The organism is Microbulbifer sp. MLAF003 (genome assembly GCF_030012965.1).
GTDB classification, from domain to species: Bacteria; Pseudomonadota; Gammaproteobacteria; order Pseudomonadales; family Cellvibrionaceae; genus Microbulbifer; species Microbulbifer variabilis.
Genome location: NZ_CP120232.1, coordinates 3,519,229 through 3,544,534, shown reverse-complemented (window position 1 = coordinate 3,544,534; position 25,306 = coordinate 3,519,229). Strand labels below are relative to the sequence as shown.

The following is a 25,306-nucleotide window of genomic DNA, read 5'->3' as shown; positions in this document are numbered from 1 at the left end:
TCAAAAATTAACACACTTGATGGCGTTGCTGCGGCTGGTCGGCACCAAATGTCTCCAACAGTGGCTTACCCCGCTGCTTTTAGCAGGCTGTATCATATTGGCGTGTTAAAACCGTATAAAATGCCTTTTTTGAGTGTGTGCTTGTTTCGTTGGGGAGCCCCGGTTAGAGTGGAGCCCACGCTAAATAGCCGATAATAAACAAGGTGTTGAGGACTCATTTATGACCGAACTCGCCCAACAACAATGTGAAGCCTGCCGAGCAGATGCGCCCCTGGTCAGTGATAACGAACTTCCTGGATTGCTGCGTCAGATCCCAGATTGGACCCCAATGACCCGAGAGGGCATCATGCAACTGGAGCGCGTGTTTAAGTTCCGTAACTTCAAGCAGGCTCTGGCGTTTACTAACCGTGTTGGTGCTATTGCGGAAGAGGTGGGGCACCACCCCGCGTTGCTTACCGAATGGGGTAAGGTTACTGTGACTTGGTGGAGTCATGAGGCTAAGGGCCTGCACAAGAATGACTTTATTATGGCTGCACGTACTGACCAGCAATTGGATGCTGAGTGATAGCACCTCTGGGGCCGCTCTGCGGCCTCTGTCCCTAAGTGCCCGGCCCTGACCCCAGGTTGGAAATGATCATCGAAGATACCTGCCAACTGGCTGCCCTCTCTGGAAGTCCCCGAGTAAGCCCGTAGATTTCAGACAATCAGTCAAAATAGCAGAGAAAGACTCTATCTGTAAGAACAGAAATTGTGTGCCCTGGATAAAAGGAGAGAGATTTTGTCTGAGTACACTTCCACAGTAGTCTGGCAGCGCGACAACCAGATTTTTACCGATAATCAATACAGTCGCGCTCATATCTGGCAATTTGATGGTGGCCTGTCCGTCCCGGCTTCCTCCTCCCCTCATGTGGTTCCCATTCCATATTCGGTTGCAGAGAATGTTGACCCGGAAGAAGCTTTTGTCGCTGCACTTTCCAGTTGCCATATGCTGTTCTTCCTGGCCATTGCTGCCAAGCGAGGTTTTGTGGTGGATGAGTATCGTGATGAAGCAGTTGGTCTAATGGATACGAATAAGGAGGGCAAATTGGCAATGACCAAGGTTACTCTGCGCCCCCTGGTGCGTTTTTTGGAAATAAGAAGCCCAGTAGGGAGCAGCTGGAAAAAATCCATCATCTTTCACATAAACAGTGTTTTATTGCCAATTCTGTTAACTCGGAAATAGTTACAGAAATTCGCGAGGATTAGCTGACACTATTAAGTGTTGTGATTTATTAAGGGGTATTTAATATATTATGTATACAGTGGTAGAGAACGTGGTTCCCGTTGAAGGCTTTCTTCGTTTGAGGGAAGTTGCTGGACTTACCCCGAGAACCAGAGCGGCTGCGGAAAAAGGCTTGCCCAACAGCCTGTATGGCATCCACATCAAAATAGGCTCACAGACTATTGCTATGGGGCGGGTAGTAGGGGATGGAGCCCTGAATTTTGAAATTGTTGATGTTGCTGTCGATCCAAAGTACCAGGGGCAAGGTTTAGGGCGCTTGGTGATGAGGCATATGATGTCTTATTTGGATCGGGAGGCCATGCCTTCAGCTTATATTACTCTTATGGCGGATGTACCGGAGCTATACGAGAAGTTTGGATTTAAGTTAAGCAGCCCTGAAAGTGAGGGGATGTACATGTTGAAGTAGATTTACATCAAAGTATGTAAAATCTTGGCTGTAATTAAGGCCATATGGAATATCGGACCGAGTGTTTGATATTAAATGGTGTTTTCGGGTTAACTTGTACATCTTATATTTCTTTCTGTTTATTTTTTACTGGCTTAAATACTTTCGTGATATCTCCAACCAATTGGGGGTTCTTTGGGTCGGCAGCCCGCTTTCCTGTGCCTTTTGAAAAATCAATTCCATGTAAATCTACCCAAACAATATTTGGATTTTTAACCCAGTTGAAATAGTAAATTCGGCGTTTTAAATCAATCACCGAAAGCCACCAAGTGGGGTAAGTAGCTGGTTCTTCAGGCCCCTCTTTCTGATTGGGGCGACTGTAAGGTGCGCCAAAAGGAACGGCCACAGTGCGAATAGCACTTAGGAGATAAGCGACTGCCTGAATATCATTGGCAGGTTTTGGTAGATTGTGTTGATAGTAAGATAATCTAACAAAACGGTCAGCGCCATCAATCCCTCCTGGAACAGATTTAAGTCCTCCAAAGCCTTGGTAAAAAGGCAGGTTTTGAAGCTGCCATCCATAAGGTGGGTCATTTGTCATAACCGAAAATTTCTTACCGTGATGTACAACTAATTTACCATCGATTATTTCGAAGATAGCTGAATCACCGCTTGGGTCCTCTATTGCCATATGTGCACCAAGTACTTCGCCACCAACTTTCACTGGCGATATGCGTATATTTTTCATCCCGATGACAGCATCTGCGACTGTAGCATGGTTATCGAGAATAAAACGCAGCCAGCGCATATAGGATACCCCTGGCGTATTATTTGGTTTGGCGTAGCCGGTTGCTCCAAGATATAGAATATGTGCCGTTAGACCTTTTTCGTTAATTCCGTCGGTAGCACCGTCATTATTTGAGAAGCCATATTGGCGGGCATAGGGAATAATACTTTGTACAACACTTCCATATTTTGAAGTCCATTTGGCGGGGTTATGGCCATCCTCACCAATCATCTTCATGCCTCGAGGATTTATATAAAGAATATCCTCAAAAGAATGTCCCCAATCCATTGATCTGGCGGCAAAAACACCTTGCTCGGTATTCCAGGCAACCCGGGAGCATGCATAGAGTTTGAATGGCCAAAAAAGTAGAAGCAGTGAGATAATCAGTAGCACTCTTCTTATAGTTACCTTGATCATTGCACGACTCGCCTTTTTGGCGTGGATGAAAGATAAGTAGTTTAGCTTCTTTCTTATGAGCTCTAATATGCACTGACTAACCTTGGCGGATATCTACTCCTAGTCTTTGTTTAGTTAGGCGAAGTACCGGGAGCGAGTGAGATTTTTATTTAATGAGGTTGGCTGGAAAAGTCTTGGCTGAATTGTCATTTAGTATAAATTAGTCGAAGTCAATGTTTTAAATGATAAGGGTATAGGTATTAGCATTAAAGAAATTTATCTTGCTAGTTTAAGATAGTAGTCTTTATGTTTTTTGTAGCTTTATTTATATTGGCGGGGGATATGGAACCTTATTTGATGTAGCCCCGAATAAACAAATACTCGATAATTTGGCTGGAATCTATGACAACATTAAAATGTCTAATGGGCAGTTTTTGGTGTAGGGGAAAAGGTTGCAGGCTTTCCTGACTCTACTGAGAGAGTGAAGACCTGGGCAAAACAGGACACATTATTGCCTTTTATGGTTGAGTCGCAGATCAGGGAAAATAGGGCCCTAATAGTTAACAAAAGTAATATTATCGATAAGTACGATGTAGTAATGGATAAGCGAATCGATTCCACCATGTTTATACTTTCGGCAGCAATGGCTGCCATGGAATTGGTTGTCCTTTCTGGGCTAGGTGAATCCTACTATCCTGATTAGAGTGATCAGATGCTTCATGGCAATTAAGGCGTTTTTTTAGAGTGAGGGATGAATGGGTGAGGGTCAATTATTTAATTGACCTACTTGCATTTTTTAGTGTAGGCGTTCATTCTAACGAAATTACACTAAATAAGCACAAAGTAATTACCTTGGAAGTTTTGAATGAGGAGCGGGAGTGCTGGGTACCTCCACTCACTTCCTATCGGAAAGGTGAATTGAAAAATATCCAGTTCTTTAGTTTCTTGATGTAGATTGAAATAGCTTCTTTCCTATTTTGCTGGCACGGTTAAACAAATGGTCTCTGATACTACTCCAATTATTCCTGGAATGATTCTTGTTGGAATTATAAGCCAGGAATGAGTAAGAGATAGCTCACCAAACAGGCTGGAGATTAACTATGTTGGATATCGAAATGGAGCGTGAGGTATTACTGAGATTAATGAAGATTGTCCGACTTCAGGATGGCAAGTCCTAGCAGGTTGTTTATTTGCAAGGTTTTAAGCTATCTATCATTTTTATTCATTCCCCAAAACTTTTAATGTTTACTCTGCGATTGTTCCCGGTATATGGTAGGACGATCAGGTTTTACTGAAGAAATGTACCGATTTTGTATGAAGTGAGCCACTTGATAAATACAAGTTATGTATAGCTACATCTCAATGAATCAGCATGTATTTCTCAAGGGAAATCATGTCTCAGAATTTATTGGTCTGTATGTTGATTCTGTGATATATGGTTTATAAGAAAAGTATTACATGATGTCCGTTATTGGTTTCTATAGCGAATTAAGACCTGTTTAAAGGTTATATGATTGATAGTCAGGCCAGGTTTTTTTGGTGATCAATATTGAGAGATATTTGAGAATGTTTGAAAGCGCTTTGTGAAAATTTTTTCCTAATGGGGGATGTTATCAATTTTTATTGTTATAGTCGGTTATGCAATAAGTGGTTCTGGGTTGATGTTGATCGGGTAATATAGTTCCTTAAGTTGAATGCTGAATACTCAGAAACTTACAAAGTGTTGAGTAGCTTGGCTGAAGCCTATATAGTCAAAGGAGATATGAAGTAGGCTTTAGGGTACTATGGAAAGCCCCGTCATTTAATTTTGAGAATTAGCCCGCAAGAATTGGAATAGCTGAAGCAAAGGTTGAGCAATTCTTGTTCCAAAAATTTCAAATGTAGAGTTATAAAAAATTTATAGTTTTAGCGGCCTGGTAGAGAATCTATTAAACTCTTCAGGCCGCTTTATTAAGTGTTGTGAAATTTAGTTAGCGTTGATGATTTTGTAGTGAGTCAATCATCTAGAATTAAATTATTTTCCGGATTGTAATAGCAAAAAGCGTGATCCAGGCTCTTGCGAAAGCAGTAGGGGTCTTTTGCTTCTGCTTCTCCCCACAATCCTAGATTGGAGTAGTATGCAAACTCTTGCTCAATCTCGAATTTATCCCCGCAATAGTAGGCATAATTCCAAGCGGCTCCTCTTGCGACCATTTCTTGATTGATGTTGTACCCATTTACAAACAGATAGCCAGTTTCTCTGCCGTACTGATCTCTCCCTGTAGATTGGAAATCCACAGAGCCAAATGACAATAAATAATTCAGGGTTTGAGTAGCCTCTGGGCCATACGTTTGCGTACTGGGATAGGTTTCTGGTGCATCAATACATTGAAGGCGTATCTCAACATATTCACCAGAAATATATCCGTGAACTGTGTCACCATCTATTATCCTGTAGTTAGTCAGTGGAGCTGCTTGCAATGAACTGGAGAATGCACACAACAAGATTAATCGTTTCATTGGAGTTATCCGGGCCGTTGTTTTATGTGCGCAGGATAGGGAGCATTTATTACGTGTTCATTTATAAATTGTGATAGTAATAAATAGTTTTTATTAAAGGAGGGAGTGTTTTTAGAGGAATATAGAGATATTCCTTAACTCTAAATGGTAAGTATCTAAGATCTATTTGGAAATTTTAATTTTTAAACGAAATTGTCAAGGCCCTCAAAATATGATGGCCCTGGCGTAAAGTAATATTAAACTTTTTTCAGTTCTCTTCGCTCATATTTCCCTATGTACTGCCCAAAGTAAGAATTCCCGGTTGCCATCGCCACCTTTAATTGGACTGTCAATGTATTCTTTGATCTCAAGTCCCAGTTCATCACATAAATGTGTGATTCTCTGGCGCACCTGTGGGTAGAGATTTGTATTGCGCACCAAGCCCCCTTTACCAATACCTTCGGGACCAACTTCAAATTGTGGTTTTACCAGGGTCAACAATTGGCCTTTTGGTTTTAAAAGAGGGGGTAGCTGCGGCAGTATTAATGTTTGGGAAATAAAGGATACGTCCATAACGATGGTATCAAACCCGTCGTCCCCATAGGGAGCTATCTGAGAGGCTTCCAGGTGGCGAGCATTAATACCCTCAAACAGGTGCATACGTGGGTCCACCAGGAGTTTCTCTGCCAACTGGCCCTGACCAACATCTATTCCTACGACAGATTTTGCGCCTTTCTGCAACAGACAGTCACTGAATCCGCCGGTGGAACAGCCGATATCCAAGGCGTGCCACCCCTTTGGGTTTAAGCCTGTGTGATCGAGAATGGCTGCCAGCTTTAATCCGGCACGGGAGACATACTGATCTTCCGGTAACGGTGTGACATTAAGGGAACAATCGTCACTGACTAATTGCCCGGCTTTGCGTGCTAGTTCCAGGGGGCCGCCTTCAGATAGCATGACCCTGCCGGTATCAACCAGCTTTTTGGCGTGAGTGCGGGAATTGGCGAGTTTTCTCTTTACGAGCAATTGGTCCAATCGGGTCATCTTCTGCAATGCAATCCTGTCAATATGGTTAAGAATACAGTGGCCATGCTAACCTCTGGCTCCCGTAGGTAGAAGTGCGGCCCTCGTTTTTGTAGGGCTAGTCTTTAGGTAGGAGGACGTCAGTCGATGGCAAAAAGCGTTTTGGATAAGTTCAAGATTCGTAAAGGAAAGGTATTTGAAGCGCCTTTAGAAGGGGCCTTTGGGCGCCTGGTGACACCTTTCGAAGAATTTATCCATCGACAAAGCAGCAGCGGCATTTTACTGATGCTTTCTGCGCTGGCTGCACTGATTATTGCCAACTCCCCCTGGAAGACGCGTACAAACACCTGCTGCATATGCCTATCAGCCTTAGTGCAGGGGAGTGGGAGTTTTCTCTTTCCCTTCATCACTGGATTAATGATGGCCTGATGGCAATCTTCTTTTTTCTGGTAGGCCTGGAATTGAAGCGCGAATTTATGGTGGGCGAGCTTTCCGACTTGCGCCAAGCGGTATTGCCGGTAATGGCAGCCATTGGTGGCATGGTGGTTCCGGCCCTGATCTACGGCGCCTTTAATTCTGGCGGTGAGGCAGAGCGTGGCTGGGGTATCCCTATGGCTACAGATATTGCCTTTGCAGTGGGGTGTATTGCGTTACTGGGTAACAGGGTGCCCCGGGCGGTAGTAACCTTCCTGGTGGCCCTGGCCATTGTGGATGACCTGGGTGCCATCCTGGTAATAGCAATCTGGTATACCGAACAGGTAAACCTGACTGCGCTGATTGCTTCGGGTTGCTTGGTGGTGATTATGTGGCTGTTAAAGGCTGCCGGTGTGCGCCGCTCCCCAGCTTATGTTTTTGTTGGGGTCTTGTTGTGGTATGAACTCTACCTGGCCGGTGTTCACGCAACCATTGCCGGCGTTATTACCGCTATGGCATTGCCTGCCAAACCTAAATATGACCCGGTGGCGTTCAGTACTTTTGTAAAAGATATTATTCGCAGCTTTGATCGCTGCTTCCGCCCGGGAGACAAGATTATTGCCAATGATGCTTTGCGTGCTCGAGTCATGGCTCTGGGTAATGGTGTGAACCTGGCACAGTCTCCCCTGCAGCGTATGGAAACCCGGTTGCATACCCCGGTGGGCTTCCTGGTAATCCCCATCTTTGCCCTGGCCAATGCGGGTATTCCGTTCGACAGCTTTACCAGCACTACTGCGGTGATTAACCCTGTTACTTTGGGGGTTATTGCCGGCTTGGTGATCGGTAAGTTGGTGGGTATCGTGGGTGCTACGTGGATTGGCTGGAAGTTGGGGTGGGGCAAGCTGCCTAAATCGGCGAACTTCCAACATATTGTTGGGGTGGCATTACTAGGCGGTATCGGCTTTACCATGTCGATATTTATTGCCGAGCTGGCGTTTAGCACCCAGGCGGATCTGTTGATTCAGGCCAAGGCGGGCATTCTGTTAGCCTCTGTGATCGCCGGTATCGCTGGTTTTCTGGTGTTGCGTAGTGCACCTGTGTCAGAAGAATTTGAAGGTGTGCACCTGGAGGTAGAAGACGAGGAGGGCCTCGGGGAGAGTGCAGCGGACGAGCACCCTGGAAAACATAGCTAAGTTCCTGTCGTCATTTTGATTGTGGGCCCCTGCCTTGTGGGGCTGCGGTTCCCACCAGAGACAATTCATCACACAATCAATATCGGTATTAAATGAGTCGAGCGAGAAATAATAATGATGCAAGCGATTAAAGCGGTGGGTCTGTTGCCGATGCTAGCTGTACCACTGTTTTTGGGTGCATGTGAAGGAAAAAAAGCCAGTGAGATCCATACGGCGATACCACCGAAGGTTATTGAGGCAAAACAGGCTATGGAAGAAGCGAAGGGCGATTTATCTATTGACGATGTGGCAAGGGCGTATGTTTCCCTGGTACTGGAGCTGGGTAATCATGACAAGAGCTATGTGGATGCTTTTTACGGCCCAGCCGAGTGGCGTGAGCAGGCACAGCAAAGTAGCGCGAGCACGGCAGAAATTGCCCAGCGTGGGGAGGCGCTACTTGAACGGTTACCGGTCGGTAGAGAAGCAGATGGTTCTATGGGTGGCCTTCGTCTTCACTACCTGAAAACCCAATTGGGGGCTTTGGTGGCCCACGCTAAGCGCCTTTCCGGTGAAAGCGAACGCAACTTCGCCCAGGAGGCCCGCGAGCTGTATGACACCCAGCCACCTAAGCAGGACTTTGCCAGGTTTGAGCCCCTGCTTACGGAGTTGGAAGAGTTGCTACCGGGTGACCAGCCACTGAGTGAACGGGTACAGGCATTTCGCAGTAATTTTGAGATTCCCGCAGACAAGCTTGAGGCGGTATTCGATGCGTCAATTAGAGAGTGTCGTCTGCGTACCAAGCAGTACATTCCGTTGCCGGACAATGAGAACTTTGTACTGGAGTATGTCAGCGACAAGCCCTGGAGCGGTTACAACTGGTACCAAGGGGGCTCCCACAGTTTAATCCAGGTGAATGGTGGTCTGCCGATCACTATTGATCGCGCTATAGATCTGGGGTGCCATGAGGGTTATCCCGGTCATCACACCTACAATGCGCTGCTGGAGCAGTCCCTGGTGAAAGAGCGCGGCTGGGTGGAATACAGTGTTTACCCTCTGTTCAGCCCTCAGTCTCTTATTGCCGAGGGCAGTGCTAACTATGGTATTGAGCTGGCCTTTCCTGGTGAGGAAAAGACCCGCTTTGAGATGGAAGTACTCTACCCCCTGGCCGGGCTGAATCCGCAGAATGCTATAAAGTACGATCGCGTTATGGCGCTAGTGGATAAGTTGAGCTTTGCCGGTAATGAGATCGCGCGCCAATATATTGATGGGGAAATCGAAGGCGATGATGTGCCGGCGCTATTCGAGAAGTACACCCTGATGAGCCCGGCCAAAGCCAAGCAAAGAAAGGACTTTGTGGATGCCTATGGCGCTTATGTCATTAATTATAACTGGGGGAAAAAGCTGGTGGCGGATTATGTAGAGCGCGGTACTGATAATACCGATGAGCGCTGGCACCGTTTTGCCAAACTGCTGTCCTCACCGCGCCTGCCATCTTCATTGGATTGGTAGGATTTTATTATGTTGAGAGTGGCGATGAGGAATTATCTGCTATCTCGCCCTGAGGCTATTGAGGATTTTCCCTTTGGTCCAGATGTGGCGGTATACAAGATCAAGGGGCGAATGTTTGCTACCCTCAGCCGTTACCGTGGAGTGGATGCCTCCAATCTGAAGTGTGATCCGGATGAGGCTCAGGCCTTGAGGGATATCTTCCCCGGTGTGCTGCCGGGGTACCACATGAACAAGAAGCACTGGAATACGGTGTTGCTGGATGGCACAGTGCCAGATTATGAGATTGAGCGGATGGCAGATCGATCCTATGGATTGGTAGTAAAAGGCCTGCGCAAGATAGAGCGGCAGTCCCTTGAATTGGCCTATGGCGCCGATATCCTATACCGCTAACAGTACAACAAACCAATACGCAGACGTGACTCAGGAGAGTTTGTGAACGAATTTATTGTCGATGTAACGGCAGAAAACGCCCAGCAAGTATTGATTGAAGAATCCATGAAGCGCCCGGTACTGGTGGATTTCTGGGCGGACTGGTGTGAACCCTGTAAGCAGTTAATGCCAGTATTGGAAAAACTGGCTAACGAGTACGCTGGTCAGTTCCTGCTGGCCAAAGTGAACGCGGATACCGAGCAGATGATTGCCGGCCAGCTGGGAGTACGCAGCCTGCCTACGGTGATGTTATTGAAAGATGGTCAACCGGTGGATGGCTTTGCGGGCGTGCAGCCGGAAGCCCAGATCCGCGAAATACTGGACAAATATCTGCCCAAGCCCTGGGATATAAAGTTGCAGCAGGCCCAAGCACTTATTGGTGAGGGTAAGGTGGATGAGGCTTTACCTCTGTTGCGCCAAGCTTACACTGAGTCCTCAGAGCGGGCAGATATTGCCAAGCAGCTGGCAGCAGTATTACTAGACCAGAATCGCGCCCAAGAAGCGGAAACTGTGCTGGGCAAAATCCTGCTTGCAGATCAAGATGCAGAGTACCAGCAATTGATGGCCCAGCTGGAATTGAAGCTGCAGGCCGCGGATACTCCGGAAATCCAGGCATTGCAGAAGGCGCTGGAACAGAATCCCCAGGACTATGACTCCGCCTACCAGTTGGCGGTACAGTACAGCCAGGCGAACCGTCACCAGGAAGCCCTGGAGCTATTACTGGATATACTTCGCAAGGATATGAACTTTGCCGATGGCGCAGCCAAGCAGGCATTCCTGGATATTGTAAAAAGCCTCGGTACTGGAGACCCTGTTGCCATCCAATACCAGCGCAAACTGATGACAATGATGTTTTAAATCATTATGAATTGATGCTGGGCTTTGCCGTACGAAAGAGGCCTTAAGGGCCTCTTTTTTATGCCCCACTATGAGCTGCTGCTATGTATAAGTTTTGTATTTATATTCCCGAATCCCATCTCGAAGAGGTGAAGCAGGCCCTTTTTGCTGCTGGTGCGGGGCGCATTGGTGATTACGATCATTGTTGCTGGCAAGTGCTGGGTACTGGCCAGTTCCGTCCATTACCAGGTAGCCAGCCATTTATTGGTGAATCCGGGGAGGTGGAGCAGGTATCAGAGTATCGCGTGGAAATGGTATGTGCGGATGAACATGTCGATGCCACACTGCAGGCACTTTATGGTGCCCACCCCTATGAAGAGCCCGCTTTTGACCTGTGGCGCCTGGATGATCGTTGCAATATAGCTATTAAGCAAAGGCAGGAGACAAGAGAGTTTCCCACCGCTTAGATTCTAGAGGTTGTCTAAGGCTTGTTGGCGCTGCAGGCTTTTCTCTTGCAACGCTTGCACTTCTTTAAGAAGTTGGGAAATCCGGCTATCGGCTCCAGCGCTCTCCTGCGGGGGAGTCGCTTGGGCATGCGGAGGCTCCTCATTGGCAGAGACCTGAGTGCCTGGTACTGTGTTGATGGGCTTTACCCGGTGGATACGTACTGAGGTATCCAGCCCCTCAGGCACTGAGTCAGAGAAGTGCCAGTTTCCCTCTCTATCCTGCCAAGTGAAGACTTCAGTGGCGGGTGTTTCACTTTGAACTGGGGATATCAATCCACTGGACTTCACAAAGCTTTCCAGTTGCTTTGCAGATTGCTGTGAAGTGGAAGTGACTGTGTGCAGTGCACGTTGCCCTTGGTAGCGCACATTGTCTATTGTCTTCTGGTCCGGCAACCAGTCACTGGGAGACATTATTGGTTTGCCCTCTGGGTCAGGCAGAATCATTGATAAACCTACGCCTACCAGGAGCAGGACCGCAAGCATATAGGCATATTTCATCGGAACATCCTTTTACAATCTGGTGAGGCTGTGTTTCTCCGAGGTCTTGGGGTAACAGCTAGCCTTCATTCGCCATATAAGTTTGATGTGGGTTTGCCGATTACAGTTTGAGTTTTCGTGAAATTACGCCGCGGTGCAGTTGGTATTGCCCCAGTTTGCTGTCCTCAAAGTAGTGCTCGAGAGTTTTGTGCATAATGGGAAAGGCAATTTCACGCCAGGGGATGTCCACTTCGCGAAATAATTCTACTTCCAGGGATTCCGGTCCAGGCCCAAAATTGGTATCTGTCAGCTCACCGCGGTACATCAGGTAGACCTGATTGATATGGGGGATGTCATAGACCGAGTAGAGGCCATCCACACGGATGTTGGCGCGAGCTTCTTCCCATGACTCCCGTAGGGCACCTTCTTCGCTACTCTCCCCGTTTTCCATAAAGCCTGCAGGTAAGGTCCAGAGACCCAGGCGCGGCTCAATAGCGCGTTTGCACAGCATCACCCGGTCTTCCAGGTATGGCAGCACACCGACGATAACGCGCGGGTTTATGTAGTGAATGGCGCCGCAGTTGCCGCAGAGGTGGCGGGGGCGATCATCACCTTTTGGAATGGAAAACGTGACGGCACTACTGCCGCATTGGCTGCAAAATTTCATGTCGTCAGTATACCTATGCAAGATTCCAGCGTCAGCTCCCAGAATTTTGACGCCTATAGTTGTTAATAGACGTTGATGTATTTAAGGCGGTGTCTTCTCTGCCATGGCGCGTTTTTTATTTTTTTGGCTGATCCTATTTGTCTTATACGCCTGTGGTGGCAAGGGCGATGAAGAAAAAACGCCGCCACCGCCTCCAGTTGAGGTGCTCGTGGTGCGAGAGCAGCCTGTTATTCCGCGCTTTGAATTTGTCGGTAGGGTAGAAGCCACTGACGAGTACAAAGTGCGCCCCCGGGTAGAGGGGTATATTCAAAGCCGCAACTTTAAAGAAGGCGATACCGTTCAGAAAGGCCAATTGCTTTTTGAAATCGACCCACGTCCTTTTATTGCAGAGTTGGATAATCAGAGCGCTAATTTGGAGCGCACTGAGGCCTCGTTACGGGTTGCCGAGCGTAATTTCCGCCGAGGTCGCACCCTCGTAGCAACCGGTGCTATCAGCCAAGTGCAGATGGATGAACTGATGGGCACGTACGAGGAGACAAAATCCCAGGTGGATGCGGATCGCGCCAAAGTCGAAAGCGCCAGACTGGATCTATCCTACACCAAAATTTATGCGCCACTCACAGGTCGTATCGGTCGCACGGAGTTTACCGAAGGCTCCCTGGTGGGCCCTAATTCTGACCCCCTAACGACCATCGTCAAGATGGATCCAATTTATGTACTTTTCGAGGTGCCTGAAGATCAACTTTATGCTGTTCAGGTGGATGCGGAGCGACGCCGGCGAGAAGGACTGCCCCCACCAGTTTGGATGTGCGTATAGAACTGCCGGATGGCAATTTTTACCCCTACAAAGGCAACATAGTTTTTATCGACAACCAAATAGACCCAAATACCGGATCTGTGGCAGTACGCGCCCTGTTTCCCAATCCAGGGCAGTTGCTGGTACAGGGTCAATTTGCCCGAGTTTCCATTTTGGTATTTACCGGCAGTGAGGCATTGAAGCCATTAGTGCCACAGTCATCTGTGCTGGAGGATATGCAGGGTCGCTATGTGTTTGTACTGGGTCGAAACAATATCGCGGAAAAACGCTATTTAACCCTGGGTCAACGCGAGGGGGAACTTTGGGCGGTGAATGATGGGCTGGTTGCCGGTGAGTCGATAATCGTCAATGGCCTGCAGCGGGTTCAGGCCGGAAAACCGGTAACACCGCAAAATACACCACGCAATCCCTATGATGCCGCAGCGAAGCCGGCGGAACCCACAGGAGAAGGTGGCTCACCAGCGCAGATGCAGTCAAAGGGTGCGAAGAAAGGAGAGCCTGGTAAAGGAGAGGATGAAAGTACGCTCCCGGGTTATGAGGGAGAGGCAGATGACTATAAGTAGTCCCGAAAGGGCGGGGGGCATCTAGCGGCTTTATGATCAGTGCCTTTTGTATCCGGCGGCCCCGTTTCGCTTTTGTAATATCCATACTGATCTCCCTTGCGGGGATTTTATCCCTGCCCTTATTACCAGTAGCCCAGTTCCCTGAAATTACTCCTGCGACTATTAATGTCACTACCAACTATGCAGGCGCCAGCGCGGAGGTGATGCGCGATAGTGTCGCTGTGCCAATTGAGTCACAGGTCAATGGGGTGGAAGGCATGGATTATATGTCTTCTACCAGTGGCAATGATGGCTCCTATAGCCTGACGGTCACTTTTAAATCCGGTTACGACGACGATATTGCTCAGGTAAATGTTCAGAATCGGGTAGAGCAGGCAATGCCTCAACTACCAGAGGATGTAAAACGGGATGGTGTAGTGGTTTCCAAGAAGAGTACTACGCTACTGCTTGTCGTTAATTTATTTTCGCCAGACCAGAAATTCGACGAGCTATTCCTGGCCAACTATGCGGAAATTTACCTAAAAGATGAGCTGGCCCGTGTTTCGGGAGTGAGCAGTGTTGTTATTTTTGGTTCGCGTAATTATGCCATGCGGTTGTGGTTGGACCCCAATCGTATGGCAGCACTGGATGTTACTGCCCAGGATGTAATCAGTGCGGTGCAGGCCCAGAACGTTCAGGTAGCGGCAGGGCAGATTGGCTCGCCACCTATCCGCAAGGATCAGCAATTTCAGTACAATATTCTGGTGCAGGGACGTCTGGTTAGCCCTCAGGAATTTGAAGATATTACTATCCGCGCCAAGCCCGATGGCGCCATGGTTAAGGTTAAGGATATAGCCAGGGTCGAACTTGGGAGTCAATCCTACTCGTCCTATGGTCAGTTGGATAACGAGCCTTCGGCAGTGATGGGGGTCTATCAATTACCTGATGCAAATGCCTTGGATGTGGCTGAGGGCATTAAAGAGAAGGTGGCGCAGCTCTCTCAACGTTTCCCTGAAGGGCTCACTGCAGAAGTTCTTTATGACACCACTCTCTTTGTGGAGGCCTCGATTAAGGAAGTGGTGCAGACACTGTTTATTGCCTTGATTTTGGTAATACTGGTGGTGTTCCTGTTTTTACAGGACTGGCGCTCCACTCTGATTCCCGCTATCGCCATCCCGGTATCTCTGGTCGGTACCTTCGCTCTGATGCTGGCATTTGGTATGACCATCAATACCATCACCCTGTTTGCGCTGATCCTGGCCATTGGTATTGTGGTGGACGATGCAATTATTGTGGTGGAAAACACCCAACGCCTGATGGGGGAGGGGTTGCCTCCCAAAGAAGCGGCACTGGAATCTATGCGAGAAGTTACCGGGCCGGTGATCGCTACCACCTTGGTGTTGTTTGCCGTATTTGTGCCGGTAATGTTGATGCCGGGTATTACCGGAAAAATGTATCAACAATTTGCCATTACTATTTCTATGGCGGTGGCTATTTCCTCATTAAATGCGCTTACGCTGAGCCCGGCACTGTGTGCCAGTATTCTTAAACCCGGTAAAGATGGAGAAGTTGCCGGAATTAAAGAGACCGGAGCATTTGGTTTCTTTAATAAACTGCTCCATCGCTCCACCAATTTCTATGTGGGCATGGTTAAGGCCTGTGTGAAAATTCCACTGATTGGTATCCTTTCTGTTATCGGGCTTTTTCTTTTTACCGCCTGGTTATTTACCAGTATTCCCACCGGATTTATTCCCGATGAGGACCAGGGCACTTTTATGTTGCATGTGCAGCTGCCGGATGGTTCATCCCTGGAGAGGACTGGACCAGTGGTTGATCAGGTCACGGATATTCTGTTGGAAGAGCCGGCCATGGCCCATGTGGTAGGGGTGCCGGGTTACAACCTGCTCACCAACAGTGCCTCCTCCAATACGGCCATGATGTTTGCGGTGCTGAAACCCTGGGACGAACGAACAAACGAAGAAGATCATCAGTTTGCCCTGATGGATCGCCTGCAGAAAAAACTGGCAGCGATACCCAATGCGCAGATTATGCCTTTCGCAATTCCGCCGTTACCGGGTATAGGTACCGTGGGTGGATTCGAATTTGTACTTGAGGATTTACAGGGGCGCAGTATTCTGGAACTCACCCAGGTTTTATTTGACCTGCTGGGTAACGCTAACCAGCGTCCAGAAATTGCTCAGGCCTTTACCAGCTTCCAGGCCAGCACTCCCCAACTGGAATTAAAACTGGACAAAGAAAAAGCCCATGTGCTCGGAGTGCCCCTGCCGGAAGTCTATTCCACTTTGCAGACATTTCTTGGTGGCTATTACATCAATGATTTCAATCTGTACGGCAAAGTATTCCGGGTGATTGCCCAAGCTGATGCGCAATTTCGCGATGAGGAAGAAAACCTGGCGGGCTTCTACGTGCGTGCCAATAGCGGTGGCCTGGTGCCGGTGACTTCAGTTGCCACTATCACCCCGATCGTCGCTCCGCAAACAATCACCCGCTATAACTTGTACAACAGTATCACTATCAACGGTGCCCCTTCGACCGGTTACTCCAGTGGACAGGCTATGGATGCAATGGAGGAGTTGGCCGAAAACCTGCCGGAGGGGTATGGCTATGAGTGGACAGGGATCAGTTTGCAGGAAATAACTTCGGGTAATCTGGCTCCAATCCTGTTCAGTCTGGCCATTGTGTTTGTATACCTGTTCTTGGTCGCCCAGTATGAAAGCTGGAGTATTCCGATCGCAGTGCTCTTGTGCGTGCCAATCGCTATATGCGGCGCCATGCTGGTGGTTTGGTTGGCTGGCTCTATCAACAACCTCTATACCCAGATTGGTTTGGTCTTACTTATTGGCATGGCGGCTAAAAGTGCCATCCTGATTGTGGAGTTTGCCTGTGTAGAACGGGATAAAGGGAAGTCGATTGCTGATGCGGCTCTCTCTGCCACGCGCCTGCGTTTCCGAGCGGTTCTGATGACGGCTATGTCATTTATCCTCGGAGTGATACCGTTACTGGTGGCCACTGGGGCCGGCGCTGTCAGCCGGGTTTCCCTGGGGTTGGTGGTGTTTGGTGGCATGTTGGCCGCCAGCTTGTTCGCCACCCTGCTGGTTCCGGTCTATTACGCTTTGGTGCAGACAGTGCGGGAGAAGCTAAAAGGCGGTTATACCCCGCAGACTGAACGAAGTGTTGCGGCGGAAAAGTAGGGATGTAGAGGTGTTCGAGCTTTATGCGACAAATGGATTATGTGGCAGATAGCTCGGTGTTAACGCCAGAAATGAGTATGATGAAAGTTAGGGAGTACCCAGGTCTTCTGGGGCAGGACAGTGATTTATGCTATCAACGATTGAAAAAAATATATTTCATCAGATTGAGGAGCTTGAGGCTGGAGTTCCAATAGGGCCGGATCTGTCCGGTCACGCGGCGGTTCTGGTTGCCCTGACCGATGAGCCTGACCCACAGGTAATTCTTACCAAACGCTCCGCCAATTTGTCCACCCATTCCGGAGAGGTCTCCCTGCCTGGGGGCGTTGGGATGCCACCGACCCGTCGTTGCAATATACCGCTTTGCGCGAGGCAGAGGAGGAAGTTGCCCTGCCGATGAATGCGGTGCGTATGCTCGGTCCCCTGTGGCCGCGTAGAACCAGGTGGCAGGTAAATGTAACCCCATGGGTGGGAGTAATCTCCCCTGATATCGAACTTTCCCCTAATCCGGGCGAGCTGGATGCCGTGTTCCGTGTTCCCCTTTCTTTTTTATGGCTGATCCCCGTATCCGTACCGATAGAGTGACCATTGATGATCAAGCTATTTATTTGCCGGCTTATCAATACGAGAGTTATGAAATCTGGGGTTTTACTGCTGGGGTGCTTACGGAATTTCTGGTAAGAATACTGGGGGTATCAATTGGGCGTCGCGATGATGTGCCATTGCGTGCATTAAATTAGTCCTGGTTGGTGGGAATAATTTTATAATTTATTTTGGCCTGTTTTATTACTGTGTTGGGAGTTTAGCCCGGTATCAGCTCATCCTGGTTGTTCCATGCATCCAACAACAAATTTATCTGATCGCAGGGTATCCGGATCAGTAATGATAATTGGAAAAATAGGATCTTCCGGCAGGACAACTTCCCTCCCTCGCCGACATTGAAAAAGCCAGTGACCTGCTACCTTGACTAATTGATTCCGGTATTCGGCGGCTACGGCAACAGGATAACCGGATCGAGTCGCTACGATAAACATGGTAGTTGCTTTGCCCGAGGCAGATTGCCCATCTTCTGAACTTTGATGTCAGGGGGAGTATGTAATATGCCGCCCCCCACCTTGTTGCGTATCACTGTGTGGCATTTCAGTTTTTTTCTTCCCGGGGGCATAGGATTGCCGTGTTTGAAGCGACCTTCAGGCGTAAACACTGATGCTTAGCCATGTGTATCATAGCTACCTATTGTTAATGTGTGGCGAGCAAGTCGATCACTCATTGCGAACTTATCTTTGAATAATTGAAGATCATTTATTTTTATAATCGGACGCCTAAAAAATGGACACCAATGAAAATAACCTGTGTGTCTAATTTTACTGGGATTAACTTTTATAAAGGACATAGTACAAATCAAGGAATAGCGTCGGCCTCCAAGCCAAATTGATAGAGTTCGTTTCCGAAGGAATTTTTCCGTTCACCTTTTCTTCATTTTTTTTGCACCTGATGCTCTAACCAGCTAAATGACTATCAATAACAAAGCTGTTATCTACCCGCCTGAAAGCCTGAGAATTACAGGGTTTTCTGATCAGGACGCCAACAGAATTACTGGCCGGGTACTGTTAGCCATAGTCAACAGTAGAATGCTGTGCCAATGAGGGGCAAGGATTGGCCGAGTAATACCCGGGACTCGAAAAACGCGTCTTTATGAGCTCTGAGCTGGAATATGCTGTCTCAATATTCTCTATATTGGTGAGCAGTTGTTCCAAATTGGTTTATTCTTGCCTATTGCCAGCAATGAGACAGCTTAAGGATAAGCGAATCATGCGTAAGGATTTTCTAAAAGAAAAGAAAAAAACCCGTTTATACAAAAAAGTATCAATACTGGAATTTGGCCGATAGAGGAGCGTTGGTCGCGCTGGAAGCAACATCTGGAGGAAATATTACCTTACAACTGTGAGCTAATTCTCAAGCCCCATCACTGTCAGGAGTATGAGGGGGAATTCTCTGGCACCATAAACACCCTTACTGGAGACTCTTTTGCCCGCGCAATCTTCTCTGGAAACTCTTTTCATCGCAACAATCATCATCTTAGTGATGGCTACGCAGATTACACCGTGGTGTATATACTGTCTGGTCGTGGTGCCATACAGCGTGGTAATCACTTTATTCCAATGAATTCTGGTGGGATTTATCTGGTGGACTTGGGGCAGACTATTATCCATGACTTGATACAGCAAAGTCATGTACTGCTATGTCGTATCCCTAGAAAAAAAATCGAAAAATTTCGAAAGGGCCCTGGTGATAATCAGCCTCTAGAGATTGATAGCAATAGTGGCCCAGGCCTATTACTCAGAAACTATCTTTTGCTCTTGCCAAGAGCCAGACAGCAAAGTTCTTTTGTCTCTCCTGAGACACTATTTAACCCGGTAGCGGAGTTGGCTATTGCCTGTATAGAGGAGAGCCGCGGAAAGGCGGCGGCTGAAGTGGAAACACCGCAACGCTTGAATGTGGTATTTCGCCAGACTTGTCAGCTTATCCAGAAGTACTGTTGTGATGTAGATCTTTCAGCCCAGCAGCTGGCCATATCCTTGAATATTTCCCCTTCCTATCTACACCGTGCCTTGCGTTATCACAATACATCCTACAATAGCTTATTGCGTCGTGCCAGGGTGGAGTCTGCCTCAGCACAACTGGTGGGCTCTGGGCGCAATGCAAGTATGTTGCAGGTTGCCTTAAACAGCGGTTTTAATGGCACCAGCCAGTTTTCACGGGCTTTTAAAGAGGAGATGGGGATCACGGCGTCTGAGTTCGTAAAACAAACTTTCGCTGAGAAGAATGATTTACTGGTATTGGAAGAGTAGCTTTAGAATTTGGAGATTACATCCCAGCGCTATCATAATCTTATCTTAGGTCCCTTGGAGTGCTTTAAGACGGAAGCAAGGGGGCATCAGCCACCTTTAAGTATATGAAATATTCCTATGGAAGAAAACGCAGGCATGCCGGCTCAGAGGACTCAGCTGTATTGTTACCCCACTCATTGGCAAGATTAAGGCATGTTGGGTCGGCACCTGGTGAACTTAGGTCATAGTTCATATTACCCAGTGCGGTGTTTCCTCTAATGATGTTGCTCTCACTACTGGTTTCTTCTATAAGTATGCCAACAGTTTGGTTGCTATTGGCTGTATTTCCCCTAACAATATTATTGGAGCTGTCATCGGCTATTTCTATGCCTTCAGCACCATTATAATTGGCAGTGTTTTGGCTTACTGAGGCATTGTTAGTATCGATTAATATTCCATCCCCGGAATTGTGCTCAGAAGTGTTAAATGAAACTACGCCTCTGGTTCCATCCAGGTCAATACCATCATCACCACTGTATGATATGTAGTTATGTAGTACTGTTGAGTCCTCTCCATCAATTAGTATCCCTTCATCTCCGGCATATTTTATCGTATTGTGTGTAATTAAATTGTAATTTCCATTTGAGTCTATGCCATCATCACCACTATATAACGGGTTTCCAGTGATCGTATTACCTTTGATGATATTGTTGTCACTATTGATCTTTATACCGTCATCCAGGTAGTAATTTTTTATCTCCATATTCAAAATGGAGTGCGAGCCTGAACCAGAAACAAGGATACCCCCGGGGCAGTTTTCTATAATTCCTCCGCGTACCTGCCGGCCAGTTCCCTCGATTAGTAAGCCAAACTGGTCTTCCATATCTGAATTGCCGGTGCAAGTTATTCCTCCATCCCCCTGTATTTGTAAGTTGCCGGAAGGTCCGCTGACAATTATCGCGTAAGGATTTTCTGATGTTAATTCACAGTGGAGGTTTTCAGTGAGGAAGGCTGTAGTTGTGACGGTTTCATAGCACTCTACAGCGAATGCAGGGGAGATTGAAAGTGCATTGGCTACAACTATGGTAATAGATGAAGGTATGGTATTTAAGTCTATAAGTTTCATCATAATCCCCCTTTAAGTCAAAGTTAAAGTCAATCTATAAGCTGTTGTTCTGGAGTGCTTGTTAAAGCTGAGCTTTAAAACCAATTTGATTTTTGTTGCTTAAGATGTCTTAAGTGGTTTTATAAGACTATGGTCTGGCAATTTTTGTTAATAAACAAATGATATTTTTGAGTATAAGAGGTGTTTTAATTATTTTTAATTATATGGGTTGTTTTGAATCTTTGGTGGTATTTTGTGCTCGTTGCCTTTGATGACTTTTATACTATAGGTTCTCCCAATTTATCCCATGCGTCGAGTAAAATATTAATTAATTTGTTTGTATGGTGATCTGCGGTTAGCACTGAAAAATCAGGATCTTCCGGCAAGCCAAAAGCTTCAGCACGCCTGCATTGAAATAACCAGTTGTTATTGATTTTTATTAACTTGTCATCGTATTGTCCGGCCATGATGGTGCGATAGCCATGACGTGTGGCGGCAATTACGAGGGTGGTTGCTTTCCCTGTAGCGCTTTGCCCATCAGAAGAAATGGTATACAGAGGCGAGGAGGTTATATGTCGAGTTCCAAGCTGGCTGTGTATAATCAGATATTGACGCAGTTTTTCTCGCCCTCTTATCATCAGGTTTCCATTCTCAAAGCGCCCATTTTCTGTAAAGAGCGATGCCCACCCCTCAGCATCATGGTTGTCGGCTGTGAGGGTGTACTGGGCCAGCAAATCTAAGATTGCTAGTTTCTCAATATTTTTCTGTAGATTATCCATCGCAGATGCCAGTTCAAAATTTATCTGTTGGGGTCAGAAGTATATCTTGGGATTAGTTGGTTATTTTTTCGTGAGTTTAATTGATTTTTTATTTGAGTAATTGCTGCTGCGTAATTTCTCGTTAAAGTGCAATTCCGATTTTTTTGATTATCGGTTCTCGGGTTTTTGTTAAGCCTTCAAGTGGAGTATATCAGGTAGTTTCTGTTGAGCTACCAGGTATACGTTTTTAGTTTATTAAAATAAAATTGTGTTTGTTATAAATTGGATGTCTGTAATTCTGGATGTGCAACAATTCCGATGTCTTGAAGTCTAAAAGTATATGATTCTCACTGTAACGCTATTTTTGGCGTTAAAAAAGGCTTTTCTGCCTGGTTAGGTGAAATTAACTTAATTGACTTTAATTATTAATAGAGGGGATTTTGCTATGAGTCGTGCTACAGATATTGCTGATGATGCAGAAGTAGATGCAAATAATCACCAACAATATACTTGGGGTCCCACCGATAGAAATATTACTACCTGGGGAGGAGGTACGGGACCTCATGCCCTGTTAGGAAGTCCTGCCCAGCCTATCAACTGTTGGAGTTATCCAATACTGCTTGCAATAAGGCGCGGCTACCTCAATAGGCAAGGAGCTTTAAATCTAGTTCAGGATCTCAATCTAAAGTCACCATCACTTAAGCCCTATGCTTTTAATACTAGTGACCTGACAACCATGTGGACTGACTGGAAAGATTTTCCAGGTTCTTTGTGGCGCCCAAGAAGGGGGGACCTTGTATTTTTCCGGTCCTTTATGGGCGGATTACTAAATCACGTAGCTATATCAACTGGGAGAATACACCCAATGCTGGGTCATAGTGAGATTATTAGTTTTGGTGAAGGTAGAAGTACAGGGGGCTCGCGACAGTAAATCGAACATCAATTGAGCTGGTTATGCAAACCCATCATACAGAGGTAAAATTTATTGCTCCTAGCTGGGATCATTAGCCTGGCTAATGTTGTTGTCTAGTATTTATACGATTGATGATTTCGTTTGAATAAATGGCGATTGAGGAACAAAATTATAAATTTTTCTTGGCTTTGAAGCTGGTTAGACAATTAAATAGAGTACAAGCAGAGGTTGTTTGTTTTGAGCAAGCAACCTTTGCTTTTGCTATTCATTTTTATGTTTGAGATCTTTCTGTTGGGCGTATTCCCTTAGGTTGTTCTCAAATTTTTTTGAATGTCAGCCTGCAGGTAATGGCGGCGTTTACGAATGATTTATTATGGCAGGTTAAAATAAATCAGTAAGTTGATCATGAGGCAGCCTAAAGCTGATGGTTATCTTTATCTGAATATTTCAGTTGGTCTTTTACCGATTTTATAAATCTCTGGACTTTAACAGGAGGCTTCTTTGGGTAAAGGTGCATATAATGTATAGGGGTTGAGCCGACTTCAATCACCCGCTTCAATAGACCTTTTTCGATACTTTGTGATGCAGTAATATCTGGAATTCTGGCAATCCCTAACCCCATCTCCGTCATTTTTAAAATATCATGTAAAGAGTTGCAGCGAATTTTTGGTATGACTCGTATTTTTCTTTTGCTGCCTAACTCATATTTAATCGGGATACCCTGCCAATCATTAGCGATATGTCGCCAATGGATCAATGTGGAGAGGTCCTCTGGTAAACCACCCTGCTCATCCATATAAGTTTTGCTTGCATAGAGACTTTCCCGAAGTATGCCTAGCTTGGATACTTTGGCTGATTGCATATCGAGGCTGCCCACTCGGATTGCAAGGTCTACTTGAGACTCAATCAGGTCTATGGGGGCATCGTTCGCCAGTAATCGTATTCCAAGCTGTGGATGCTGTTCCGCGAATTGTGCAATTGCCGGAACAATAACTGGCTCACAGAGTGCGTGAGGTGCAGTAATCGTCAGCGTGCCTGATAACTTTTCATTGGTGCTTTTTAAGTCTGCCAAGGCTGAGTTATAGATATCCCGGATTTCGCGGCAGTGAGTGTAGAACTGGGTGCCTGCTTCCGTTAAAGAGAGTGCCCGTGTACTTCGGTAGAGCAGCCTTGTACCAAGATCTCCCTCCAGCCGGGTAACCGCTTGGCTAATTGCCGACTTGGTACGGGCAAGGTTATCTGCCGCAGCCGTAAAACTACGGGCTTCTACTACGGCCAGGAATACTTGCATATCCTCAAGATTAGGCTTCATTGTTTAATTTTACTAAACAGTTATTTGATTGAATACCTGTTTATCATAAGGTGGTAGCTGGGGCAATATGCTTGCAGAAACTCAATACTTAGTTTTTGTGAAGAGGAGTCTGATATGAGTAAGGTGCTAATCGAAAAAACTGTAGTAGCCAGCGAGCAATGGAAGTTGTTTTTCAATCAGGGTAATGCTGAAGGCTGTGCGTCTATGTATGAAAAGGATGCCCAAATGGTGGCCAAACCGTTCGGCCTGTTTCAGGGAAGGGAGCAGATACAGGCCTTTTGGGAAAATCTGGTAGCCCAGGGATTCTCAGAAGTGTCTTATCTGGATACTAAAATTGAGGTCGTAGATGATGCTTCAACTGTACTTTCTAGCAATTGGAAAATGAATAAGGCGCAAGGGGTGATCACGCGGGAACTCTGGGTTCTACAGGAGGATGGCACTATGCGCCTGCGCGAGGATCATTTTGAAGCTTTAGATCCGAGTGTGAAGTAAAGGAAAATAAGATGAACGAATACTGGAATAGTTTTACACGGGAAAAAACAGACGAACAATACAACCCAACGCTGTGGACCCATCGGTTGCCTACAGAGGAGTTACTACCAGCCCATGTGGCATTCACCGAGAGTCATAGCTCCATTTACCGTCAAGAGGTAAAGGATGGGTTGCAAACTGTTCACTTTGGAGAGGGAGAGTTATTGGGTTCTATGGATGTCTTCAGGCCTGGGAATGTTCCTGAAGATGCACCCATAGTAATTTATATTCATGGTGGTTGGTGGCAGTGGTTCTCAAAGGAACAGTTTTCCTTTCTAGCTGAATCTTTTAATAAAAAGGGGTTTGCTGTCTACATGCCTGGATACCGTATGGCCCAGGATTGGAATAATGGCCAGCCAATGGAATCCATTGTAAAACAGATGCAGTGTGCGATGGCTACGGTACTTATAGAAGCTGAACAGAGAGGCTCGTCGGCAGTTTACCTGGTAGGGCACTCGGCGGGTGGTCAGCTTGTAGCGATGCTTCACCAGACCGATTGGGAACAGTTTGGTGTTTCAAAATCCGCACAGAGCAAATTCAAGGCTGCATTTTCCTTAGCCGGGCTTTTTGATATCCGCCCCCTGGTAAAGAGCTTCGTCAATGACACAATTAAGATGTCGATGGACTCAGCGGAGAGGGTAAGTCCACAGTTAATCCCGCTTAGAGAGGGGAGAAAACTCTGCCCGCTACATCTAATAGTGCCTGAGTTTGATACTCCTGAGTTTTTTCGCCAGACAAAGGAGTATCAGGAAAAACTGCTTAAGTCAGGAATCAACTGCTCTTTTTCTCTGGCTAATGACCGAGATCATCTTAATATTCTTGAACGATTGAATAATGTTGATGACAAAGTTTTAAAATATATGTTAGAAAATATGGATTGCCATGGTTGATTACTTTCAGTTGGTTTGGGGTTGATCCAACAGGAT

Annotated in this window: 27 protein-coding genes; 18 read left to right on the top strand and 9 right to left on the bottom strand. The window is 46.6% G+C overall.

What is annotated here, in order from left to right:
- Positions 1-220 precede the first annotated feature (220 nt).
- The 3 genes from P3339_RS16975 to P3339_RS16965 all read left to right on the top strand — a co-directional run bounded on the left by P3339_RS16975 (position 221) and on the right by P3339_RS16965 (position 1,688).
- Positions 221-565 (top strand): 4a-hydroxytetrahydrobiopterin dehydratase, encoded by a 345-nt coding sequence (locus tag P3339_RS16975; RefSeq protein WP_020411679.1) that lies wholly within the window; start codon positions 221-223, stop codon positions 563-565.
- A gap of 213 nt (positions 566-778) precedes the next feature.
- Entirely contained in the window at positions 779-1,222 is a 444-nt protein-coding gene (locus P3339_RS16970) for an OsmC family protein (RefSeq protein ID WP_282951283.1), read from the top strand.
- Positions 1,223-1,292: 70 nt separating this feature from the next.
- Positions 1,293-1,688: a GNAT family N-acetyltransferase gene (locus tag P3339_RS16965; protein WP_282951282.1), complete on the top strand. Its 396-nt coding sequence runs from the start codon at positions 1,293-1,295 to the stop codon at positions 1,686-1,688.
- 103 nt (positions 1,689-1,791) lie between these two features.
- Here the strand turns inward: P3339_RS16965 and P3339_RS16960 are convergent, their stop codons facing one another.
- From P3339_RS16960 to P3339_RS16950, 3 genes are all read right to left on the bottom strand, one after another.
- Positions 1,792-2,871, bottom strand: coding sequence for a linear amide C-N hydrolase (locus P3339_RS16960; protein ID WP_282951281.1), 1,080 nt, complete (start codon positions 2,869-2,871; stop codon positions 1,792-1,794).
- A 1,974-nt stretch (positions 2,872-4,845) separates the two neighbouring features.
- Positions 4,846-5,349, bottom strand: coding sequence for a thermonuclease family protein (locus P3339_RS16955; RefSeq protein WP_282951280.1), 504 nt, complete (start codon positions 5,347-5,349; stop codon positions 4,846-4,848).
- Positions 5,350-5,610: 261 nt separating this feature from the next.
- Complete coding sequence (locus P3339_RS16950) at positions 5,611-6,372, bottom strand: TlyA family RNA methyltransferase (RefSeq protein WP_020411685.1); 762 nt, start codon at positions 6,370-6,372, stop codon at positions 5,611-5,613.
- Between the two features lie 126 nt (positions 6,373-6,498).
- On the opposite strand from P3339_RS16950, the gene P3339_RS16945 reads away from it, so the two are divergent.
- The 6 genes from P3339_RS16945 to P3339_RS16920 all read left to right on the top strand — a co-directional run bounded on the left by P3339_RS16945 (position 6,499) and on the right by P3339_RS16920 (position 11,179).
- Positions 6,499-6,780 (top strand): hypothetical protein, encoded by a 282-nt coding sequence (locus P3339_RS16945; RefSeq protein ID WP_282951279.1) that lies wholly within the window; start codon positions 6,499-6,501, stop codon positions 6,778-6,780.
- Positions 6,708-7,958, top strand: coding sequence for a Na+/H+ antiporter NhaA (gene nhaA / locus P3339_RS16940; protein ID WP_282951278.1), 1,251 nt, complete (start codon positions 6,708-6,710; stop codon positions 7,956-7,958). The genes P3339_RS16945 and nhaA overlap by 73 nt, the downstream gene beginning before the upstream one ends.
- Positions 7,959-8,072: 114 nt before the next feature.
- The gene (locus P3339_RS16935; protein WP_020411687.1) at positions 8,073-9,446 is read left to right on the top strand and encodes a hypothetical protein; all 1,374 of its coding nucleotides are present in this window, start codon (positions 8,073-8,075) and stop codon (positions 9,444-9,446) included.
- 24 nt (positions 9,447-9,470) lie between these two features.
- Positions 9,471-9,836, top strand: a complete 366-nt coding sequence (locus P3339_RS16930; RefSeq protein ID WP_020411688.1) for an MmcQ/YjbR family DNA-binding protein — start codon at positions 9,471-9,473, stop codon at positions 9,834-9,836.
- Between the two features lie 42 nt (positions 9,837-9,878).
- Positions 9,879-10,733 carry a thioredoxin gene (gene trxA, locus P3339_RS16925; RefSeq protein WP_020411689.1) on the top strand — a complete coding sequence of 285 codons (855 nt, stop codon included), beginning with the start codon at positions 9,879-9,881 and terminating at the stop codon, positions 10,731-10,733.
- Positions 10,734-10,816: 83 nt separating this feature from the next.
- Positions 10,817-11,179 carry a YqfO family protein gene (locus tag P3339_RS16920; RefSeq protein ID WP_282951277.1) on the top strand — a complete coding sequence of 121 codons (363 nt, stop codon included), beginning with the start codon at positions 10,817-10,819 and terminating at the stop codon, positions 11,177-11,179.
- Between the two features lie 3 nt (positions 11,180-11,182).
- Here P3339_RS16920 and P3339_RS16915 read toward each other — a convergent pair whose 3' ends face one another.
- Positions 11,183-11,716: a DUF4124 domain-containing protein gene (locus P3339_RS16915; RefSeq protein ID WP_020411691.1), complete on the bottom strand. Its 534-nt coding sequence runs from the start codon at positions 11,714-11,716 to the stop codon at positions 11,183-11,185.
- A 100-nt stretch (positions 11,717-11,816) separates the two neighbouring features.
- Positions 11,817-12,362 carry an NUDIX hydrolase gene (locus P3339_RS16910; protein WP_020411692.1) on the bottom strand — a complete coding sequence of 182 codons (546 nt, stop codon included), beginning with the start codon at positions 12,360-12,362 and terminating at the stop codon, positions 11,817-11,819.
- A 103-nt stretch (positions 12,363-12,465) separates the two neighbouring features.
- Between P3339_RS16910 and P3339_RS16905 the strand changes: the two genes are divergently transcribed.
- From P3339_RS16905 to P3339_RS16895, 3 genes are read left to right on the top strand one after another with little or no spacing between them, the layout of a single operon-like run.
- Positions 12,466-13,179: an efflux RND transporter periplasmic adaptor subunit gene (locus tag P3339_RS16905; RefSeq protein WP_282951276.1), complete on the top strand. Its 714-nt coding sequence runs from the start codon at positions 12,466-12,468 to the stop codon at positions 13,177-13,179.
- Positions 13,170-13,742: an efflux RND transporter periplasmic adaptor subunit gene (locus tag P3339_RS16900; protein WP_282951275.1), complete on the top strand. Its 573-nt coding sequence runs from the start codon at positions 13,170-13,172 to the stop codon at positions 13,740-13,742. Before P3339_RS16905 ends, P3339_RS16900 begins: the two co-directional genes overlap by 10 nt.
- A gap of 32 nt (positions 13,743-13,774) precedes the next feature.
- The gene (locus P3339_RS16895) at positions 13,775-16,933 is read left to right on the top strand and encodes an efflux RND transporter permease subunit (RefSeq protein ID WP_020411694.1); all 3,159 of its coding nucleotides are present in this window, start codon (positions 13,775-13,777) and stop codon (positions 16,931-16,933) included.
- A 133-nt stretch (positions 16,934-17,066) separates the two neighbouring features.
- Here P3339_RS16895 and P3339_RS16890 read toward each other — a convergent pair whose 3' ends face one another.
- Positions 17,067-17,228 (bottom strand): hypothetical protein, encoded by a 162-nt coding sequence (locus P3339_RS16890; RefSeq protein ID WP_282951274.1) that lies wholly within the window; start codon positions 17,226-17,228, stop codon positions 17,067-17,069.
- A 50-nt stretch (positions 17,229-17,278) separates the two neighbouring features.
- On the opposite strand from P3339_RS16890, the gene P3339_RS16885 reads away from it, so the two are divergent.
- The 3 genes from P3339_RS16885 to P3339_RS16875 all read left to right on the top strand — a co-directional run bounded on the left by P3339_RS16885 (position 17,279) and on the right by P3339_RS16875 (position 19,782).
- Complete coding sequence (locus P3339_RS16885; protein WP_282951273.1) at positions 17,279-17,515, top strand: NUDIX hydrolase; 237 nt, start codon at positions 17,279-17,281, stop codon at positions 17,513-17,515.
- Complete coding sequence (locus tag P3339_RS16880; protein ID WP_282953650.1) at positions 17,482-17,670, top strand: NUDIX hydrolase; 189 nt, start codon at positions 17,482-17,484, stop codon at positions 17,668-17,670. The genes P3339_RS16885 and P3339_RS16880 overlap by 34 nt, the downstream gene beginning before the upstream one ends.
- A 1,365-nt stretch (positions 17,671-19,035) precedes the next feature.
- Positions 19,036-19,782 carry an AraC family transcriptional regulator gene (locus tag P3339_RS16875; RefSeq protein ID WP_282951272.1) on the top strand — a complete coding sequence of 249 codons (747 nt, stop codon included), beginning with the start codon at positions 19,036-19,038 and terminating at the stop codon, positions 19,780-19,782.
- Positions 19,783-19,897: 115 nt separating this feature from the next.
- Here the strand turns inward: P3339_RS16875 and P3339_RS16870 are convergent, their stop codons facing one another.
- Both P3339_RS16870 and P3339_RS16865 read right to left on the bottom strand, forming a co-directional pair.
- Entirely contained in the window at positions 19,898-20,890 is a 993-nt protein-coding gene (locus tag P3339_RS16870; RefSeq protein WP_282951271.1) for a right-handed parallel beta-helix repeat-containing protein, read from the bottom strand.
- Positions 20,891-21,144: 254 nt separating this feature from the next.
- Positions 21,145-21,645, bottom strand: coding sequence for a nuclear transport factor 2 family protein (locus tag P3339_RS16865; RefSeq protein ID WP_282951270.1), 501 nt, complete (start codon positions 21,643-21,645; stop codon positions 21,145-21,147).
- A gap of 1,041 nt (positions 21,646-22,686) precedes the next feature.
- Here P3339_RS16865 and P3339_RS16860 point away from each other — a divergent pair.
- Positions 22,687-22,818 carry a hypothetical protein gene (locus P3339_RS16860; protein ID WP_282951269.1) on the top strand — a complete coding sequence of 44 codons (132 nt, stop codon included), beginning with the start codon at positions 22,687-22,689 and terminating at the stop codon, positions 22,816-22,818.
- 134 nt (positions 22,819-22,952) lie between these two features.
- On the opposite strand, the gene P3339_RS16855 is transcribed toward P3339_RS16860, so the two are convergent.
- On the bottom strand, positions 22,953-23,849 hold the full coding sequence (locus P3339_RS16855) for a LysR family transcriptional regulator (RefSeq protein WP_020411700.1): 897 nt from the start codon (positions 23,847-23,849) through the stop codon (positions 22,953-22,955).
- A gap of 114 nt (positions 23,850-23,963) precedes the next feature.
- Here P3339_RS16855 and P3339_RS16850 point away from each other — a divergent pair, with 114 nt between their 5' ends.
- Together P3339_RS16850 and P3339_RS16845 are read left to right on the top strand one after the other, a co-directional pair.
- A complete protein-coding gene (locus P3339_RS16850; RefSeq protein ID WP_020411701.1) occupies positions 23,964-24,341 on the top strand; it encodes a YybH family protein in 378 nt (125 codons plus the stop codon).
- Between the two features lie 11 nt (positions 24,342-24,352).
- Positions 24,353-25,270, top strand: a complete 918-nt coding sequence (locus P3339_RS16845) for an alpha/beta hydrolase (RefSeq protein ID WP_282951268.1) — start codon at positions 24,353-24,355, stop codon at positions 25,268-25,270.
- Positions 25,271-25,306 lie beyond the last annotated feature (36 nt).